This window comes from Arthrobacter sp. TE12231 (genome assembly GCF_054062895.1).
In genome coordinates this window covers 2,138,199-2,157,075 of record NZ_JBSSFS010000001.1, presented here as the reverse complement: position 1 = coordinate 2,157,075, position 18,877 = coordinate 2,138,199, and the positions used below count along the sequence as shown (strand labels likewise).

The following is an 18,877-nucleotide window of genomic DNA, read 5'->3' as shown; positions in this document are numbered from 1 at the left end:
CCTCATCAGGAGCGCAGCATGACCACTACTGAAACCACAGCAAGCGAAATGGCAGGAAGCCCCGACGCTCCGGCACCCCCGGCCGGAGCGGCACCGCGGGCCGGAGCCGCGGGTCCCGCCTTCCCTGCCTTCGATGGCCCGGGCACGGCCGTCCAAGTGTCCGCGATCTCCGACGTGCACCGGGAAGTCAGCTACGTCAGGACTATCGGGTTCCGTCCGCTGACCATGGACATCTGGCTTCCGCGGACCGGCCGGCACGGGGGCAAGGCTAAGAGTCCGGTGCCGCTGGTGCTCTGGGTTCACGGGGGCGCCTTCCAACTGGGCGACCGGCGTGAGCTGCCGCCCACGTTCCCCGTGAATTCGGTCTTCTCCCGGCTCAACGCGGCAGGGATCGCCTGTGCGACCGTCGACTACCGGTTGGCCCTCGAAGCAGCCTTCCCGGCCCAGTTGCATGACCTGAAAGCGGCGGTGCGCTACCTCCGCGCACATGCCCGGGAGTTGGGGATCGATCCGGACCGGATTGGCGCCTGGGGCGAATCGGCGGGCGGCCACCTGGCGGCGTGCTGCTGGGCCTGACCGGCGGCCGGGAAGACCTCGAAGGCGGGATCGGGGCGCAGGGGCCCTCCAGCGCGGTCTCCGCCGTCGTGGACTTCTATGGGGTATCTTCGCTGCCCCTCATGCCCCCGATACAGCTCCCGGACGGCCTCCTTGCCGGCCCCATGGTTGCCGCCGTACCGGCCGGGATGAGCCTGGAACCGGGGCCCATGCTCGTTGGCGGCTCCGGCGACCCGGAGCTGCTGGAGGCCGCCAGCCCGCTGGGCCACGTCAGCGCAGACGCGCCGCCGTTCCTGCTGATCCACGGCGACAGCGACGCTCTCGTGCCCTTGTCCCAGAGCGTGATCCTCTCGCAGGCGCTTGACGCCGCGGGCGTCCGCAACGAGGTCGTCGTCGTCGACGGCGCAGACCACTGCTTCTTCGGCGCGGAAGACCGGATCGACAGCATCCTGGACGCCGCCGTCACTTTCCTCTCCAACGAATTGAGCCAGCCATGACCCCCGCCACCACCCGCTACCCCTACCAGGACGCCGCACTGCCCGTCGGGCAACGCGTCCAGGACCTCCTGTCCCGGCTCTCGCTCGAGGACAAGGCGGGCCTGATGTTCCACGGCGCGCTCCCGTTCGCACTCGGCACAGGCCCGGCCGAGGAGTTGATCCGCGAGCGCCGGATCAACCACTTCAACATCATTGGCGCCGCTACCCAGGCCCGGGAACTCGCCGAATGGCACAACAGCATCCAACGGATCGCCGCCGAAACCGGCTGGGGCATCCCGGTCACACTCTCCACCGACCCGCGCCACGCCTACACGGACAACCCGGGCACCGGGGCCCTGGCCGGCCCGTTCTCCCAGTGGCCCGAAGCGCTCGGCTTCGCTGCCGTCGGGGACCCCGACGCCGTGGAGGAGTTTGCCGATGTCGCCCGGCAGGAGTACCGCGCGGTCGGCATCCGGGCCGCGCTGCACCCCCAGGTTGACGTCTTCACCGAACCGCGCTGGTCCCGCGGTGCCGCCACGTTCGGCGAGAGCGCCGAGCTCGCCGCGGACCTGGTGGGCGCCTACGTCCGCGGCTTCCAAGGCGAGACGTTCGGGACGGAGTCCGTGTCCACCATGACCAAGCACTTCCCCGGGGGCGGCCCCCAGCTCAATGGGGAGGACCCGCACTTCAGCTACGGCCGCGAACAGGTCTATCCCGGCGGCAACTTCGACTACCACCTGCTGCCCTTCCGGGCAGCCGTCGACGCCGGCACGCGCCAGGTCATGCCCTACTACGGCATGCCGGTCGGGACCGAATACGAGGAAGTGGGCTTCGCCTTCAACAAGCGCATCCTCACGGAACTCCTGCGGGAAGAGCTCGGCTTCGGCGGCATCGTGTGCTCGGACTGGGGCATCCTGACCGACGGGGACATTTTCGGCAGGGTCTTCCCGGCCCGGGCATGGGGCGTGGAACATTTGACCCCCGAGGAGCGGCTGCTTAAGGCGCTGGACGCCGGTGTGGACCAGATCGGCGGCGAAAGCTGCGTTGAACTCATGACCGGCGCTGTCCGGGCAGGGAAGCTCAGCGAGGACCGGCTGGACGTCTCCGTCCGCAAGCTGCTGGAGGAGAAATTCCTCCTGGGGCTGTTCGAGAATCCCCTGGTGGACGCGGCCGCCGCCGACACCTCGGTGGGAACCCCGCAATTCCGGGCGGCCGGGCGGGCCATGCAGCGCCGATCCTACACACTCCTCACCAACAAGGACGTCGACGGCGTCCCGACCCTGCCGCTGACCGCAGGGGCGAGGGTCTACCTCGAAGGCCTCACGGCCGGGGACCTGGGGCCGGGCTTCATCGCCGTCCCGACGCCGGAGGCCGCGGACCTCGCGATTCTCCGGCTGCGCACCCCGTTCGAAGTGCGAGGCGAGGGCTTCGAATCCTTCTTCCACTGCGGCAACCTGGCCTTCGCACCGGAGGAGATCGAGCGTGTCACCGCCATCTGCCAGGCCGTCCCCACGGTGATCGACATCAACCTCGAACGGCCCGCCGTCCTGCCCGAACTCGCCGAACACGCCGCGGCCCTGCTGGCCAACTACGGATCCGACGCCGACGCACTCGCGGACATCATCACCGGGCGTGCCGTGCCGGAGGGCCGGCTGCCCTTTGACCTCCCGCGGTCCATGGCCGCCGTGGAGGCCTCGCGGGAGGACATGCCGTTCGATACCGAAGACCCCGTCTTCCGCTACGGCCACGGACTGGCCCTGCCGGCCGCGGGAGACGCCGCCTTCGGAGACGCCGCCGGCGCGCTCCATCACCTGGCCGGCGCGGGTTCGTTCACCGAGCTCCTGGCCCAACCCGGCGGCACGGACCGGCTCGAGGCTTTCAGCGCCGGCAGCCTGCCCTATGAGGCGCCCGACGTCCGCGTCCGGGAAGCCGAGGCCCGCGGACCCCACGGGCCCGTCCCGCTCAGGATCTACGGGGGCGCCCCGGGCCATGCCGACGCTCCAGCACTCGTCTGGATGCACGGCGGCGGATTTGCCGGCGGCGGGCTCGACATGCGCGAAGCCGACCAGCTGGCCAGGGAAGTCGCCGCCCGGAGCGGCGGCGCGGTGATCTCGGTGGACTACCGGCTTGCCCGCAACGGCGTGCACTTCCCCGTACCGCACGAGGACGTCCTCACCGCCTGGCTCTGGACCGTGGAGCACGCCGCAGAACTCGGCGCGGACGCCGGCCGGGTGTGCCTGGGCGGCGCCAGTGCCGGCGGCAACCTCGCCGTGGGCGCCGCGCTCTACCTCAAAGACGCCGGACTGCCGATGCCGGCCCGGCTGCTCCTCGCGTACCCGTTCCTGCACGCCGAACTGCCCGCGCCCGGTGGCATGGCCGGAGCCGACGGCACCGCGGACGTGCTCGAGGGGCTCCCGCGGCTCCTGCGGTTCACGCCGGATGACTGCCGCGCGTTGGTGGAGAACTACATCGGCGGACCCGTCGCCATGGCGTCGTCCTATGCCATGCCCGGGAACGCGGACCCCTCCGGGTTGCCGCCCGCGGCGATCATCGCCTGCGAATACGACGACCTGCGCTACTCGGCCGAAGCGTTCGCGGCCGGTCTCCGGCAGGCCGGAACGGACGTCGATTTCCGCCTCGAGGCAGGAGCCATCCATGGGTACCTGAACCACTCCGCGGGGCTCCGGATCGTGCAGGACGGCCTCGCGTTCCTGGCGACGGCACTCATACAGGCAAAGCCGTTCCAATGATTGAAATGCCTGGCGCCGGGGCAGACGGGCATCAGACACCCTTGGTGAAGACGCCGGAACATCGAGAAACGCCGGCAAGCAGCAGAAGGAGCCGAAGATGACAGTACAACAGGTCCTGAAGGGGATCGAGTTCGCCTTCCCCGAAGCCTCCGCACCTTTGCTGCTGGACGTCTATCTGCCCTCCGCAGAACACACCGGGAAAGGCTTCCCGGCCATCGTGCACTTCCACGGCGGCGGCTGGCGGGCGGGGGAACGGTCCTCGCTCGGCGCGGTGCTGGACGGCTTCGGCTTCAGCCCGTTCCGGCGGCTCACGGATGCGGGGTTTGTCGTGGTCTCGGCCGACTACCGGCTCAGCACGACCGCACAGTTCCCGGCGCAGCTGGAAGACGCAAAGGCCGCCGTGCACTGGCTCCGGGACCATGCGCAGGACTACAGCGTGGATCCGGGCCGGATCTACGCCTGGGGCGACTCCGCGGGCGGACATCTGGCGAGCCTCGTGGGACTCGCCCCCGGAGACGCCCCAGCAGGCGCCGACGGCGACACTCCCGGCGAGGTCGCAGCCGTGGCCGCCTGGTACGCTCCCTCGGACCTGCCCCGGATGGGCGAACAAAGCCTGCCCAACGCTGTCGCCCGCGCCGACGACCCCGGGTCCCGCGAGGAACTGCTCATCGGTGCGGTCCTGGCCGAGGCTCCCGGCAAAGCCGCGGCCGCAAGCCCCGTGAGCTACGCGTCACCGGCGGCGCCGCCGTTCCTCCTGGTCCACGGGACCGCAGACCGCTTCGTGCCCGCGGCCCAGTCCACATCCCTCGCGGCGGCGCTGGAAGCCGCCGGCGCCGACGTCGAACTCCTCCTGATCGAGGACGCGGACCACATGTGGATCCTGACCGATAACAGCCAGGCGGCCGCGGAGAAAGCCATGGACGCCACGGTGGACTTCTTCCTCCGCCAGTCGCACGTTCCCTGACACCACTGTCCCCGCGTCGCCGCGCTGTGCAGGCTTCGGCCCGACCCGCGCAGCTTTGCCGTGCCGATTTTTACAAGTCACCATTTCCATCACCGCGCCCGTCCGGGCGGAACCCGAAAGGCCCTCCACATGCAGTACATAGGCATAACCCACGACGGCGCGGCATGGGTCGCTGCCCTGGCGGATTCGCGGGTCTTTCCGCTGGCTACCGTTCAGGACTTCTGGGCGGATGCCGCCGGCTGGCAGGAAAAAGCGCTCTCCTTAACTGCTGGTGCGCTGGGGTCCGGCGGCTCGCTTGAGCGCGGCAACGTCACCGAGGTCCCGCTGGTGCCGGCCTCAGCCAGGGTGATCTGTGTCGGCCTGAACTACAAGGCCCACGCCGCGGAAGGCAGCTACAAAGACCAGGAACTTCCTCCCTACCCCACGCTGTTCGGGCGCTGGACGGCGTCTCTTTCGGTTGGAAACGTACCGGTCCCCGTCCCCTCGGGCGAAGCCGGACTGGACTGGGAAGGTGAGGTGGCCGCCTACGTCGGCCACCGGGTGGAATGCGCCGACGAGGCCACGGCCGCGGAGGCCGTCTTCGGCTACTCCACGTTCAATGACCTCACCGCGCGCCGTGCCCAGAAGCTCACTTCGCAGTGGACTCTGGGCAAGAACGGCGACTTCAGCGGGCCCCTCGGACCGCTGGTCAGCCGTGACGAGGCCGGAGACCTCCGCGAGGGCCTCCAGGTCCGGACCCGGGTGAACGGCGCAGAAGTCCAAAACGGCAACACCCGGGACATGATCTTTTCCGTGCCGGCCATCATCGCGCTGATCAGCCAGACGTTCACCCTGCATCCCGGAGACGTCATCGCCACCGGGACCCCGGAGGGCGTGGGCTACGTACGCACCCCGCCGTGGCTCCTGCAGCCCGGCGACACCGTTGAGGTCGAGATCGACACGCTGGGAACGCTGACTACGCCCGTGGGCGGCCCCTCACTGCGGGCACGGGCCTGATGACCGCCGTCGACAACGCGGCCCTGGCTGACCTGCCGGAGCAGACGCCTGTGCTGATCGCCGGCGGGGGACCCAGTGGGCTGTTCCTCGCGTTGGACCTGGCGCACCGTGGCATCGCAAGTGTCGTGATCGAGCCGCGGATCGGCATCGACCCCGACAGGCCGCGGGCCAAGACCACCAACGCACGGACCATGACCCACCTGCGCCGGCTCGGGCTGGCAGACAAACTCCGCAATGCCGCCCCGCTGCCCGTCGGGTACGCCCAGGACGTCATCTTCTGCTCGGCCCTCACCGGTCACGAAATTACCCGGTTCCGCCAGGCGTTCCAGCTGGCCCCGGGCCGCTACGGCCCCCAGCCGGAATGCGGCCAGCAGGTCCCGCAGCCCGTCATGGAAGCCGTGCTCCGGGAAGCGGTCGCCGAATCCCCACTCATCACGCTGCTGACCGGCCTGAGCGTTGAGGACATCGACATCAACCGGGGCAACGGAACCCGGAATTTCGGCCCGCGGCGTTTCGGCTCGCGCGTGGCGGTGTCCGACGCGACGGGGCGGCGCAGGGCCATCGACTGCAGCTTCGTCGCCGCGGCCGACGGCGGTTCCTCCACCGTGCGCCGACGCCTGAACATCCGCCTGGACGGCGGTTCCGCCGAGCTCTCCAACATCAGTGTCCTGTTCCGCTCCGAGAACCTCGCCGCCGCGATCGCGCTCGATCCGGCGGTCCAGTACTGGGTCCTGGGCCCGGACGTGTCGGGCATGGTGGGACGACTGGACCTCGGGAGCACCTGGTGGGCGATCATCCAGGGCGTTGACGGCAGCGCATCCTCCGACGCCGGAAGCCTGGTCCGCTCCCTCGTGGGGACCGACGTCGACGTCGAGATCATCGCCACCGATCCGTGGACCGCGCGCATGCTGCTCGCCCCGGGGTACGGGCACGACGGTGTGTTCCTGGTCGGCGATGCGGCGCACCTGAACCCGCCGTGGGGCGGCCACGGCTTCAACACGTGCATCGGCGACGCCGCCAACCTGGCCTGGAAGATCGCCGCCGTCCTCGACGGGTGGGCCGGCCCCGCCCTCCCGGGCAGCTACGAGCTGGAGCGGCGTCCCGTGGCGGCCCGGACCATCCGGGACGCCGCGGCCAACGGGCAGGCGCTCGCGTACCACTTCGCGGACCCGGCCCTGGGCCTGGAAGGTGCGGAGGGCGCAGCGGCCCGGCACGCGGCCAGGAACGCGCTGGCCGTCAAGCAAAGTGAGTTCGACTCGCTCGGACTGGTACTGGGCTACGGCTACGGCTCCTCGCCGTTGGTGGTTCCGGACGGCCTGCCGGTCCCCGCCGAGGACCCCGTCGCCTATGTCCCCTCCGCGAGTCCGGGAGCGCTGCTCCCGCATGCCTGGCTCGATGCGACGACATCGCTGTATGACCTGCTGGATCCGGGCTTCACCCTCCTCGTGGACCGCGAAAGCCTGGGCGGCCGCACGGCCGGGCAGGCCTACGCAGCAGTCCTGCCTGCCGCCGCGGTGCGCGGCATTCCACTGGCCGTCGTCGCCGTCGGCCCCGACCAGCTCGGGACCGCCATGTCCACGCACTGGCAGGCCGACGCGGTGCTGGTCCGGCCGGACCAGCACATCGCCTGGCGGGGGACCGACCCGGCAGGGGCCGCCGCAGCCATTGGCGTGGCCGCGGGCTGGCCGCTGGCAACACCTTCCCAAGACCCAGACAGGAGTTCGCGTGTCCGAGCCGTCCTTCCGTGACTATCTCTACCCGCCCGACCACCCGCGGGTGGCGCAGATCCGGGGCCTTGATGCCCGCGGCTATGCCGAGGCGGCGAAGACCGACTCCTTCGCCGGGCCCATGATCCGGGGCTGGGAGATCCTCTATCCGCAGCCGTTCACGGGGGTGACCAGCGACGGCGTCGTCCGTCCCGGGCTGTACCCGCTCAAGCCTGCGGCGGCGAGGGAGGAAGCGCCCTTGGCCGCGATGGTGGCGGCGGCGAGGAAGCTGCTGGAGACCCTCACGCCGGACCAGGCCGGTCAGCTTTGTTATGACGTGGACGCCCACGAATGGCAAAGCTGGGCCAACCCGGAGTTCATGCAGCACGACACGGGACTGCGGCTGGACGAGCTGGACCTGGACGTGCGCGAGCTGATCCTGGCGGTCCTGCAAGTGAGCCTCAGCCCGGCAGGGCTCGAGCTCGTGCGGAACCTCATGCGGATCAACGGGTTCCTCGGCGAGCTCGTGGAGCTGCCGGGGCTCATGAACGAGTACAGCTACAACTTCGCCCTGTACGGGGAACCGTCGGAGACGGCGCCGTGGGGCTGGCAGCTCTTCGGCCACCACGTGGCGCTCAACGTTCTTGTGGCAGGGACCCAGCTGGTGGTCTCGCCAGTGTTCCTTGGCGCGGAACCGGACAGCATCGACGCCGGCCCGCACCGGGGCGTGAAGGTCTTCAAGGAGCGGATCGCCCTGGCGCGGCGGCTCACGGCGTCCCTGCCACGGCCCCTGCGGGACAAAGCCACAGTCTTCGCACACATGCAGGACCCGGCCATGCCCGAGGGCCGCCTGCACCCCGGGGACGAACGGCACCTGGCCGGTTGCTTCCAGGACAACCGCGTGATCCCCTACGAGGGAATCCCGGTTAGCGCGATGCCGGCCGCGGCCCGCACGATCCTGGACGAGCTCGTGGAAGACTTCATCGCGCTCCTCCCGGACGGGCCGCGGATGGCCCGCCGGCGGGAGATCGCGGCCCACTGGGACGAGACATGGTTCTGCTGGATCGGCGGCTGGGAGGCGGAGGACGCCTTCTACTTCCGCCTGCAAAGCCCCGTGCTGATCATGGAACTGGACCACCACACAGGAGTCTTCCTCAGCAACGACACCCCGGCTCCGTTCCACATGCACACCGTCATGCGGACGCCGAACGGCAACGACTACGGACGCGCATTGGTCGGCCAGGCGCTCCGGGTCGCGGACCGGGCGGCTGTGCCGGAAACATCGCGCCCCCGCTGACGGAAATGTACGTTCCGGCACGGCCGCCGGCTGGCTGACAACCAGGCTCGTGCGGCCAGTCCGCCAGATACGGCAAGGCCCGGACTTCCTTAGGAAGTCCGGGCCTTGCCGTTTACGCTCCGCAGCGTGAACCGCATCCCGCCGCCGTCGTACGTTGTGATCTCCGGCGGTCAGATGTCCAGCGCTGCGCGGCGCTGGGGCGGGGGACCCACCACGGTCAGGTCCATCTCGGCCTGGGCCCGTCCGAAGCCCTCCATGTCCATGTAGGGTTCGCCGCCCTCGGTGTACATGTAGTCCTCGGTGGGCTTGTTGAAGTACTCGAAGAAGCCGTTGAAGACCGACGGGGTGAGGAACCCGACCATCTGGGTGTTGTGGGAATCGAACGCGAAGGAGTGGATGGTTCCCGCGGGAGCGTGGAGGAAATCGCCCTTGGTGAGCAGGACCTCGCGACCGTTGGCGTAGATCCACATCCGGCCCTCGGTGCAAAGGAAGTTTTCCGTGTGCTGTTCGTGGAAATGCAGCGGAATATACGGAGACTTGGCGCCCTTGGTGTGGACGGCAAAGTAGTTCGATCCTGTATTCGCCGGCCGGGACAGGTACGTGAACATGGTCTGGTAACTCACCATGCGCTCGCCTTCTCCGGCGCTGAGGAAGTAGGGGCTCTGGGCGGCCGGGAGTCCGGCGTCCTGCCGGAAGGACGGTGCCACCCGCTCGACGTCGGGGAACGTGATGCCGAATTCGGCGCCCACCTCGGCACACTCGCGCAGGCTGAGCCTGCGGCCGGCCGTGACCGGTGGGACGTGCGAATCAATGGGCGTGCCGACGCGTTCGTAGTATGCCTCTGCACCGCCGGGGGTCATCCAGTTCAGGAACCGGGTGTAGTGGCTGGCCATCCGGTACGCGTGCGGCGTTCCCGGCGGGATCACCACGGAGTCCCCGGGCGTCAGGATGCGGCTTTCGCCGGGCAGCCAGACGTGCAGGATTCCGTCAAAGACATACAGGGTCTTGTGCTCCACCGCGTGGCTCACAAAGGGCGATTCGGCGCCCACGCCACCGGAAATGTAGGCGGCGCTGAAGATCCCGCCGGTGTCCGCCGCGCGGGCGATGACTGTGACGAGCTGGCCGTTGATCTCATAGCGGGCGCCCTCGCCGGAGGCCATGTAATACGGCACGGCTTCCCCTGGCAGCACATTGGCCGCCGGGAGCTGCTTGTTCATTTCCTCAACGCTGAGGGACATCGCTTCCTTCTTTCCTGTCAGTGGACCGCGGTCTGTCCACAACACTGCCTCGGATTCCCTGATGGAACGACATCCAATTCCAATGGATGAAACACTTCCGATGTCGTCCGCCGCGCGGCCGGACCTCCGGGGAGGGACTTGGGATGATTCGACGCCGGATTTGAGGCGGTTTTGTGTCCGGCTGAAGCTGTCCAGTCCTGTGGCCTAGGCGTCGGTTGCGTTCCCGGATACGGTCATAAGTCCCTGTTTCGGCGTCTGTCCCCGCCGATAGGGTGACGTGAGGCGCATGGCGGTCCGTAATGCGAGCCGGTGCGCCTCCAGCCAAGAAACCGGGGGGTACGTTGTCCAACGATCTAGCCATGGCCGGGTTTTCCGGCGACGCGAGCCGCGCAGCGGCAACGGAGCCGTCAGGAGGGAATGACGACGTCGTCCCGTCCTGGGACCGGGTGATCCCGCCAGCGTCGGCGGTGGCCACCCGTGTGGCCTACTGCCGTGACCATTGGCCGCCACTCTAGGGGCATTCCGCCGGCCCTGCGCCGGAGGCCGCGCGGCGCGGTTGACTCCTATTTACCTAGGATTTACGTACCCGACCTTGTGAGCGTTCCAAGGCTGCAGCGAGACTTTTAAAACGGGCTGACGTTACCTGTTCAGCCAGAAGGACCAAACCAGCGGGCAGCAGCGAAGCTTTCCCATCCGCTCTGTGGCAACGATGTCCGGAAGGGGAGCCCGCCAATCGGGAGGATCATCATGGCAGGCACATTTGAACTATTTGTTGACGTCGATGCCTGCTTCAGGTTCCGGCTCAGAGGCCCGGACGGCGCAGTGCTTGCCGTCTCCACGGCCTTTGTGGACAAACCCGCCGCCGTCGCCGGCATCACCGCAGTGCGGGAGTACGCCGGCATGGGGCTGATCAGTGACTTGTGCCCGTCCGGCGCGCCCGACGTTCCGGCAGCACCGCGGCCCAGGCCGGCCTCCACGACGGTGCCGGGTGTGGACAGGCGGGTGCACGATAACGACCTCCGTATCCGCGCCAGGGCCCTTCGACGGCCGGCGCACGGGGGCGCTATCGGCGTCGTCTGACACGGGCGGCCGGAGCAGTCGCGGCCCCCGGGGGACTGCCCGCACGCGGGAGTCTGCCGCTACGGGGCCATTCCGGCATGGACCGGAACAAACTCGATCTTGTTCGCGGGGTGCACCGTCCTTTTCGGTGCGCGCGAGTATCCCTTGGCGTCCAAGTGGTTCTGTGCGCGGTAGACGGCCAGGGCCTCGTCGTAGATGCCGTTGAGCCGGCGCCCGGAGTAGACCTGCTCTGAGCCGTCATTGAACGTGATGCTGATGAGCGCCGTTTCGGGGAAATGCCGGTTCATGCGGATGAAGCCCTCAGCGTCCTGCTTGAGATTGATCATGTGGTGCCCACTTTCGCGTTCGAGATGTTCCAGTCTCGCGTGTTCGCGCTGCCTAATCCAACCAAGTGCCGCTCATCGTCCGTTGAGGGGGCCATCCGGTGAGCGGGGCCGCACCCCGGCGGACGCGTGCCTACTCGGAGACATAGGCGTTCACAGCCTGCTCCAGCACGGGGCTGTAGAGGTCCCAGGAAGCAGCAGGTGCGGCAGCCACCACAACACTGCTGCCCCGGGATCCTGCAACAAGGCAGGCTATTTCCCGGTACCTGTGCGCACCAACGCGTGTGACGTACGTGTCCTCGACGCATGACCCGAGGCCGCCCCGGAACGGCATTCCGGAACGGTACGATACCCGGTCTGCGGATGCGGCGTTCTCGCCTGTGAGATGGGCGAGGCGAAAATCGGGCCAGTTGGACTGTGACTCGTCGCCCTGTTGCGGCGTGGCGTTGAGATAGATCCTGAGCTCGCCGTTAGTCCCGGTGACCGTTGCCGATACGCTGCCGGGGTCGCCCGGTGTCGGTGTTGCATCGGGCGGGATGGACAGGACTGCGGTTGCGTCCGGGAGTTCCATGGACTGCCACCCTTCCGGTGCCGGTCCGGCGCGGAACCAGGCGAACGGCGTTGTGCCGGACGGAGTTGCAGCCGGCATCCCGTTGCCAGGCGCGGAACTGCAACCGCTGGCGACCATCACCGCCGTCGCCCCCAGCAGCCCGGCAAGGAATCGCGTCCTTGGGCGCGGGCGAAGCGGATCATTGGTGCTACCGATTGCCGTCACCGTCGTCCGGTCCTCCGTTGTTATCGGCATCATGGTCGTTCCCGCCGGGTGTCCGGGCGGGCGGCGGAACCATGGGCCGCGGGGCCGGGGCAGCTGGCGGAACGACGCGTCGCGGCGCGGGTGCGGGCGGCCGGACCGCCGGGGCCGGTGGAGGGAGTACTGGAGCCGGCGGCGGGACCACCGGGGCCGGGGCGGCCGGTGCAACGGCCGGAGGTGGAGCGGGATCAAGGCTTGCAGGGTCCCTGGGCAGTGGTGATGCGCTCCCGGTCGCAGGCACTGGTGCGACCGTGGCGGGGGCGGGGGCGGGTGCCGGCGATGCCGTGTGTCCGGCGAAGCAGGCGCCGAGCGACAGGGTCATGCCCAGCGCGGCGGCGGCATACGCCGGGCGGGAAAACTTCATGGTGCACTCCTGGGGGAAGGCCGGCCGTGTTCAGCCGGGCTGTCCCTAGAACGGGCCCGGCAGCCCGGGGGTTCAACGCGGCCCGGATTTTCAGGCAAAATCGGGGCCGGTGAACCGTTAGCGCGCCGGCGTCGTAGTACATGCCAGGAGGCCGAAATGTCCGATCAGGAGGCCGAGTTGCTGCGTACGCTGCACGAGGCGTACGGCCCGGCGCTGTGGCGATTCGTCATGCGAATGACCAGCGACAGCACGCTGGCCGACGACGTCGTGCAGGAGACGCTGATACGCGCCTGGCAACACCCGGCGATCCTGCAACGCCCGGAGGCGGCGGTGCGGGCGTGGCTCTACACGGTCGCCCGAAATCTTGTCATCGATGACCGGCGCAGCGCCCGCAGACGCCACGAAGCCCGAACCGACCAGCTTCCGGACATTCCAGAAGCGGACAAGGTCGACAGGATCCTGGATGGGTGGCTCGTGGCGGATGCCCTGGCCGGACTGTCCCCCGAGCACCGGGCCGTCATCATCCACTCCTACTATCGACGCGAGACAACAGCCGAAATCGCGCAAAGCCTCCAACTGGCGGAGGGAACCGTGAAGTCGCGGTTGCATTACGCATTAAAGGCGTTGCGGCTGGCGCTGCAGGAGGGAGGCGTGACTCGATGAACCACAGTGGCATTGATGAGTACCGCAGCTGGGATGCCGCGTATGTGCTGGGATCCTTGGTGCCCTCGGAGCGTCATGAGTTCGAGGAACACCTGTCCGGTTGCGCGGGATGCCGGGCCGCCGTGGCCGAACTCACCGCACTGCCGTCGCTTCTGGCTGCTCTGTCACCCGAAGAGGCACAAGCCCTCGGACAGACCGACGGCGAAAAGCCGGCTCAGGGATTCCTCCCCGCGCTGGCGAAAAGGACGCAGCAAGGGCGCCGTCGCGCGCGACTTGCCGTTGCCGGACTAGTGCTGGGCGCCGCTGCCGCGTCGGGGGCGGTCACAGTTGCGGTTACCGCTCCGGCGCCGCCGGCTGTGCAGACGCAGGCGGCATCGGCAACAGCCCTCAACTTCACCCCCGTAGCCGAGAGCACGCTGGTTGCGAAGGGAACCCTCACCGGACAGCCGTGGGGAACGCGGATCGACTGGGAGTGCACGTACACGCCTTCCCCGGCGGACGTCGCCTCGCAGGCGGGACCCGGCGGTCCCCGCGCCCGGGAGGAGTACGGATTGGTGGTTGTCGACGCCAGGGGTGTTATCACGCAGGTGGCCACCTGGACGGCAACGCCAGGGACACCGGCCACGCCGACGGCTACCACCGCTGTCCGGGTCGCCGACATCCGCCGCGTCGAAATCCGCGCCGTCTCCAGCGGGCTGACACTCCTCAGCGCGAGCTTGTGACTTCGGGGCAGGCCCGGCCGGGTGACGGAAAGGACTCCCGCACGCGCATGCAGGCGGCGGGAGGATCAACCGGCGCGGGCGGGGATGAATAGCGGCGAGAATGGAGGAGTGGCTTCCGCGACCCCGCCACTGGACCCGGCCCGCTCCACCGGCCTCTTTGACCTCGGCTTCATCGGGGCGGGACTGACCTTTGCCGAATCGCTGGGGGATCTCGCTTCGGCGCTCCAAGGCGGGGGTGCCGGGGCCTCCGCCGTTGTGCAGGCCCCTCCAGGCACGGGCAAGACGACGCTCGTCCCGCCGCTGCTCGCCAACATCGCGGCCGACGGGAAAAGAGGCCGGGGCGGGCGTCCGAGGATTGTCGTCACCCAGCCGCGCCGCGTCGCCGTCCGTTCGGCCGCACGGCGCCTGGCCTCCCTCGACGGCACCCGGCTCGGTGACCGTGTGGGTTACACCGTCCGCGGCGAACGCCAGACCGGTCCCGGCACGGTCATCGAGTTCGTCACCCCGGGCATTCTGCTGCGCCGGCTCCTCGCTGACGCCGGACTTGAGGGCATCGATGCCGTGATCCTCGACGAGGTCCACGAACGCGGGCTCGAGACCGACCTCCTCGTCGGCATGCTCGCTGAAGTCCGCCAGCTGCGCGGCGACCTCACGCTCGTCGCCATGTCGGCGACCCTTGACGCGCCCCGTTTCGCGGAACTGATCGGTGACGCCGCGACGGGAAACGACGACGGCGGTCCGGCGCCCGTGGTGGACTGCCCCTCCGCGTTGTTCCCCCTCGACGTCCAATGGGCCCCGGCGGCGGCGCCGCGGCTGGACGAGCGGGGCGTGACCCGGGCTTTCCTGGACCATGTGGCCGACACGGCAGCGGCGGGGCACGCCGCGGCGCTGGCTGCCGGACGGGACATTGATGCCTTGGTGTTCGTCCCGGGAGCGTGGGAGGTCTCCTACATTGCTGCCCGGCTGAGGGGCCGGAGCCGCGCGGAGGTCCTGGAACTCCACGGCCAGGCCGCCCCGGCAGAGCAGGACCGGGCCGTCTCCGGCCGCGAGCCCGGCGGGACCGCCCGGATCATCGTTTCCACGGCACTCGCCGAGTCCTCCCTCACGGTCCCGGGTGTCCGGCTGGTCGTCGACTCCGGGCTGTCGCGCGAGCCCCGGCGTGATTCCAGCCGCGGGATGTCCGGCCTCGTGACGGTGTCCTGCTCCCGGGCGTCCGCGGAACAGCGCGCCGGCCGTGCCGCACGCCAGGGCCCGGGCACCGTGATCCGTTGTTACGACCAGAAAGCCTTTGGCGCCGCACCGGCCCACCAGACTCCGGAGATTGCGGCAGCAGACCTGACCGGTGCCGCACTGCTCCTGGCATGTTGGGGAGCCCGAGGCGGCCTTGGACTGGCCCTGCCTGACGCGCCGCCCCGGGCCGCGATGGACGAGGCCGTTGAAGTGCTGCGCGAACTCGGCGCCGTGACGCCGGACGGCCACGCAACCGAGCTGGGCAAGCTCCTGGCCCGGGTCCCCACGGACCCCCGGCTGGCCCGTGCGCTGCTGGACGGCGCCCCGACGGTGGGCCACCGCACCGCGGCCGAGGCCGTGGCCCTGGTCTCGGGGGACCAGCGCGCCCCGGGCGCAGACCTCACGCGCCTTGTGGCCGCGCTGCGGTCCGGACGGGACCCCGGCTCCCGGCGCTGGGCGGAGGACGTCCGGCGGATGGAGGGGATCGCGCACCAGGAGTCATCCGGCGTCGTGCCTGCCGTGACGGTGGGCGCCGCGGAGGCGATCGGCTTCGTCGTCGCGCTGGCTTTCCCGGACCGTGTGGCGCGCCGCGTTCCGGGCGACGGGCCGGAGCGCTACCTGCTCACGTCCGGAACCCGGGCCGGGTTGCCGGCCGGCAGCCCGCTGTCCGGGCATGAGTGGCTCGGTGTGGCCGAAGTATCGCGCGCACAAGGGCGGGATGCCGCCGGCACCGGCGCCGTCATCCGCTCTGCTGCGCCGCTGACGGCGGACACCGCGGAGGCCGCCGCCCGCCACCTCCTGAGCGAAACGGTGGAGGCGACCTTTAGCCAGGGCAGGGTCTCGGCCCGCCGGGAACGCCGCCTGGGCGCGATCGTGCTTGCATCCACCCCGGTCCGGGCTTCTGCGGCGGAAGGCCGCGCGGCCGTGGCCCGTGCCCTGGCGAGCGAGGGGCTGGCGACCATCGGATGGTCGACGGCGGCAGAGGCGCTGCGCCGCCGTCTTGCCCTCCTTCACCGGGAGTTGGGCGGGCCCTGGCCGGACGTTTCCGAACCGGCGCTGCTGGCCCGGCTTGACGAGTGGCTGGCCCCGGAACTCGAGGCTTTGGCCGGCGGGGCGTCCACCGGCGGCATCGACCTCGCCGGACCGCTGAGCAGGCTTCTGCCGTGGCCCGAGGCGGCCCGGCTGGGTGAATTGGTGCCGGAGTCCCTGGCGGTCCCCAGCGGATCCCGGATCCGGATCGACTACCCGGACGAGGACGACACCACGGGCCGGCCTGTCGTCGCCGTCAAGCTGCAGGAGTGCTTTGGCTGGGCCGAGACGCCACGGTTGGCAGACGGGCGCGTGCCGGTGCTGTTCCATTTGCTCTCCCCGGCACGGCGACCCTTGGCCGTGACGGACGACCTCGCATCGTTCTGGTCCGGACCCTACGCCCAGGTCCGGGCGGAAATGTGCGGCCGCTATCCCAAGCATCCCTGGCCCGAAGACCCGTGGACGGCGCCCGCGACAGCCCGGACCAAGCCCCGAAACTGACGCCTGGGCTGACACAGGAGCCGGGACCTGGCGCCGGGCCGCGGCCCTCGCCCCGCGGCCACTGGCGCCGCCCGGCACTCGCGCGGCAGGGGCAACAGGGGCATGATGAAGGAGGACGACGCCGGCGGACTGCCAGGCACGCGGGACGCCGCTCAAGTGGTCAATAAAGTGATCCCGGCAAGCGATGAAGAGTGATGGCCATGCATTTTGCGTTCGTCTCCATTCCCGCCCACGGACACGTGAACCCGACCCTGCCGCTGGTGGCGGAGCTTGTCCGCCGCGGGCACCGGGTCACGTACTTCACGTCGCCCGACTTCGAACAGCGAATCCGCAACGCCGGCGCGGACTTCCACGCTTCCGGCGGCAGCTGGCTGGCATCCTTTCCTGCACTGGGGCCCGGGCAGCGCGCGCAGGCACACCTGATGCTGCCCATCATGAACCGTGTGTTCGAGGACCTCCGGTCCAGCTTCCCCGCCCTGGTGGACCGCCTCAGGCAGGACCCGCCCGACGCCGTCTGCTTCGACGCGATGACGCTCAGCGGCAGCATGGCGGCAGAAAAGATCGGGGCCCCGGCCATTGCCCTGATGCCCACCTACGCCACGAACGAGCACTTCTCGCTCCGGTCGCTGATGCCCACCCCACCCCCGGGGGGCGCCGATGAGATGGCGAAAGTGGGGATGGCCATGGGCCGGCTGGTGGCGGAGTTCGCGGCCGAACAGGGCGTGCGGACGCCGCGGATGTTCGACGGTCCGCCGGCGCCGTTCAACATCGTGTTCCTACCCCGCGAGTTCCAGCCCATGGGCGAGACCTTCGATGACCGATTCCGGTTTGTCGGACCGAGCATCGGCGGCCGGGACAATGACGGCGACTGGGTCCGCGAGGGAACCGGCCCGTTGCTGTTCATTTCGCTGGGGACCACCCCGCTGAACCGCCGGCCCGACTTCTTCCGGATGTGCGTGGACGCCTTCGCCGGCACAGACTGGGACGTCGCCATGGCCATCGGGGAACAGACCAGCCCGGCCGAGCTCGGGACCGTTCCGCCCAACGTCCGGTTCCGGCCGTTCTTCCCGCAAGTGCAGGTGCTCCGCGAGGCTGAGGCCTTCATCACCCACGCCGGCATGAATTCGACCATGGAGGCGCTGTACTTTGCGGTCCCCATGCTGGCCGTCCCGCAGCAACCGGAACAGGCAGCCACCGCCCGCCGGCTTGAAGAACTGGGTCTCGGCCGGCAGTTGGCGGCGGAGGACGTCACGCAGGAGGCGCTCCGCGACGGGGTCGACGCGCTCCGTGCCGATGCGCAGATCCGGCGGAAGGTGGCCGCCATGAGCGAAATCGTCCGCAGCGCGGGAGGTGCCGCGGCCGCCGCCGACGCCATCGAAGCGCACGTGCGGCATGGAGCGGGCCGGTTCGGGACCGTCGGTTAGGGGAGCGGGAGCACGGGATGACCGCCGTGCACCGTGCCGTGCGTCTTGAGGAACCCAGCCACCGCGGACGCCAGCGACGCCCCCGCCTCGTCGGCGCTGCGCTTCGCCCCGGCGACGGCAAACGAGTGATCGCCACCCTCGTACCACTCCACGGTGGCGGACGGGCCGATCCTCGTTGCCACGGCCTCCAGCAGTTCCGGGGTGGCGAACGTGTCGCGGGTGCCCTGCAGGAAAAGCATGGGCAGCGTCAGCCCGTAGAGGTGTTCGTCGCGGATTTTCTCCGGCTTCCCGGGCGGGTGCAGCGGATAGCCCAGGTACACCAGACCCGCCGCGGGCATGCCTTCCGCCACCGCCATGGAGGCCATCCGGCCGCCGAACGACTTTCCGGCGGCCCACAGCGGCCGGCCGCCGGAGCGGGACGCGGCGGCGTCCATGGCCGCCCGCCAGGCCGCGATTGCCGTCGGCGGCCGGTCCGGGAACTTCTTGCCGGCCTCGCGGTAGGGGAAGTTGAACCGCAGGGTGGCGACGCCCAGTGCGTTCAGGGCACGGGTGAAGCCCACCAGGAAAGGGTGGTCCATTCCCGCCCCGGCACCGTGGGCAACAACGAGGGTTGCGAAAGCGCCGTCGGGGTCCGCGAAGACGCCCGAGACGGCGGCATCGCCGACGTCGATGGTAATCGGGGACTCCGGGGTGCTCATGCGTCCATCATGCCGGGTTCGCTCTTCAATTGCCCACGTCACGTTGGTAC

General features: G+C 69.7%; 16 protein-coding genes. 12 read left to right on the top strand and 4 right to left on the bottom strand.

The genetic code is table 11. The annotated features are described in order from the left end of the window. Positions 1–18: 18 nt before the first annotated feature. From ACVWYS_RS09780 to ACVWYS_RS09750, 7 genes are all read left to right on the top strand, one after another. Positions 19–576: an alpha/beta hydrolase fold domain-containing protein gene (locus ACVWYS_RS09780; protein ID WP_456509660.1), complete on the top strand. Its 558-nt coding sequence runs from the start codon at positions 19–21 to the stop codon at positions 574–576. Further along, complete coding sequence (locus tag ACVWYS_RS09775) at positions 561–1,052, top strand: prolyl oligopeptidase family serine peptidase (RefSeq protein ID WP_456509659.1); 492 nt, start codon at positions 561–563, stop codon at positions 1,050–1,052. The genes ACVWYS_RS09780 and ACVWYS_RS09775 overlap by 16 nt, the downstream gene beginning before the upstream one ends. Beyond that, positions 1,049–3,781, top strand: coding sequence for an alpha/beta hydrolase fold domain-containing protein (locus ACVWYS_RS09770; RefSeq protein WP_456509658.1), 2,733 nt, complete (start codon positions 1,049–1,051; stop codon positions 3,779–3,781). The genes ACVWYS_RS09775 and ACVWYS_RS09770 overlap by 4 nt, the downstream gene beginning before the upstream one ends. A gap of 97 nt (positions 3,782–3,878) precedes the next feature. Next, positions 3,879–4,745, top strand: a complete 867-nt coding sequence (locus ACVWYS_RS09765; RefSeq protein WP_456509657.1) for an alpha/beta hydrolase fold domain-containing protein — start codon at positions 3,879–3,881, stop codon at positions 4,743–4,745. Positions 4,746–4,874: 129 nt separating this feature from the next. Next, the gene (locus ACVWYS_RS09760) at positions 4,875–5,741 is read left to right on the top strand and encodes a fumarylacetoacetate hydrolase family protein (RefSeq protein ID WP_116765817.1); all 867 of its coding nucleotides are present in this window, start codon (positions 4,875–4,877) and stop codon (positions 5,739–5,741) included. Next, positions 5,741–7,489 (top strand): FAD-dependent monooxygenase, encoded by a 1,749-nt coding sequence (locus ACVWYS_RS09755; protein ID WP_456509656.1) that lies wholly within the window; start codon positions 5,741–5,743, stop codon positions 7,487–7,489. Before ACVWYS_RS09760 ends, ACVWYS_RS09755 begins: the two co-directional genes overlap by 1 nt. Further along, complete coding sequence (locus ACVWYS_RS09750) at positions 7,467–8,744, top strand: DUF3500 domain-containing protein (protein ID WP_456509655.1); 1,278 nt, start codon at positions 7,467–7,469, stop codon at positions 8,742–8,744. Before ACVWYS_RS09755 ends, ACVWYS_RS09750 begins: the two co-directional genes overlap by 23 nt. A gap of 170 nt (positions 8,745–8,914) precedes the next feature. Here the strand turns inward: ACVWYS_RS09750 and ACVWYS_RS09745 are convergent, their stop codons facing one another. After that, a complete protein-coding gene (locus tag ACVWYS_RS09745) occupies positions 8,915–9,982 on the bottom strand; it encodes a quercetin 2,3-dioxygenase (protein ID WP_456509654.1) in 1,068 nt (355 codons plus the stop codon). 747 nt (positions 9,983–10,729) lie between these two features. Between ACVWYS_RS09745 and ACVWYS_RS09740 the strand changes: the two genes are divergently transcribed. Next, on the top strand, positions 10,730–11,062 hold the full coding sequence (locus ACVWYS_RS09740) for a YegP family protein (RefSeq protein ID WP_091248071.1): 333 nt from the start codon (positions 10,730–10,732) through the stop codon (positions 11,060–11,062). Between the two features lie 59 nt (positions 11,063–11,121). Here ACVWYS_RS09740 and ACVWYS_RS09735 read toward each other — a convergent pair whose 3' ends face one another. Together ACVWYS_RS09735 and ACVWYS_RS09730 are read right to left on the bottom strand one after the other, a co-directional pair. Continuing rightward, positions 11,122–11,388, bottom strand: coding sequence for a hypothetical protein (locus ACVWYS_RS09735; RefSeq protein ID WP_116765813.1), 267 nt, complete (start codon positions 11,386–11,388; stop codon positions 11,122–11,124). A 130-nt stretch (positions 11,389–11,518) separates the two neighbouring features. Beyond that, on the bottom strand, positions 11,519–11,956 hold the full coding sequence (locus ACVWYS_RS09730; RefSeq protein WP_456509653.1) for a hypothetical protein: 438 nt from the start codon (positions 11,954–11,956) through the stop codon (positions 11,519–11,521). A gap of 760 nt (positions 11,957–12,716) precedes the next feature. Between ACVWYS_RS09730 and ACVWYS_RS09725 the strand changes: the two genes are divergently transcribed. The 4 genes from ACVWYS_RS09725 to ACVWYS_RS09710 all read left to right on the top strand — a co-directional run bounded on the left by ACVWYS_RS09725 (position 12,717) and on the right by ACVWYS_RS09710 (position 18,129). Further along, positions 12,717–13,223, top strand: coding sequence for a sigma-70 family RNA polymerase sigma factor (locus ACVWYS_RS09725; RefSeq protein ID WP_456506591.1), 507 nt, complete (start codon positions 12,717–12,719; stop codon positions 13,221–13,223). Then, positions 13,220–13,945, top strand: a complete 726-nt coding sequence (locus ACVWYS_RS09720) for an anti-sigma factor family protein (protein ID WP_456509652.1) — start codon at positions 13,220–13,222, stop codon at positions 13,943–13,945. Before ACVWYS_RS09725 ends, ACVWYS_RS09720 begins: the two co-directional genes overlap by 4 nt. 84 nt (positions 13,946–14,029) lie before the next feature. Beyond that, entirely contained in the window at positions 14,030–16,705 is a 2,676-nt protein-coding gene (gene hrpB / locus ACVWYS_RS09715) for an ATP-dependent helicase HrpB (RefSeq protein ID WP_456509651.1), read from the top strand. A 200-nt stretch (positions 16,706–16,905) separates the two neighbouring features. Then, positions 16,906–18,129, top strand: coding sequence for a macrolide family glycosyltransferase (locus ACVWYS_RS09710; protein WP_456509650.1), 1,224 nt, complete (start codon positions 16,906–16,908; stop codon positions 18,127–18,129). On the opposite strand, the gene ACVWYS_RS09705 is transcribed toward ACVWYS_RS09710, so the two are convergent. After that, the gene (locus ACVWYS_RS09705; RefSeq protein ID WP_456509649.1) at positions 18,126–18,827 is read right to left on the bottom strand and encodes an alpha/beta hydrolase family protein; all 702 of its coding nucleotides are present in this window, start codon (positions 18,825–18,827) and stop codon (positions 18,126–18,128) included. The genes ACVWYS_RS09710 and ACVWYS_RS09705 overlap by 4 nt on opposite strands. Between the last annotated feature and the right edge of the window lie 50 nt (positions 18,828–18,877).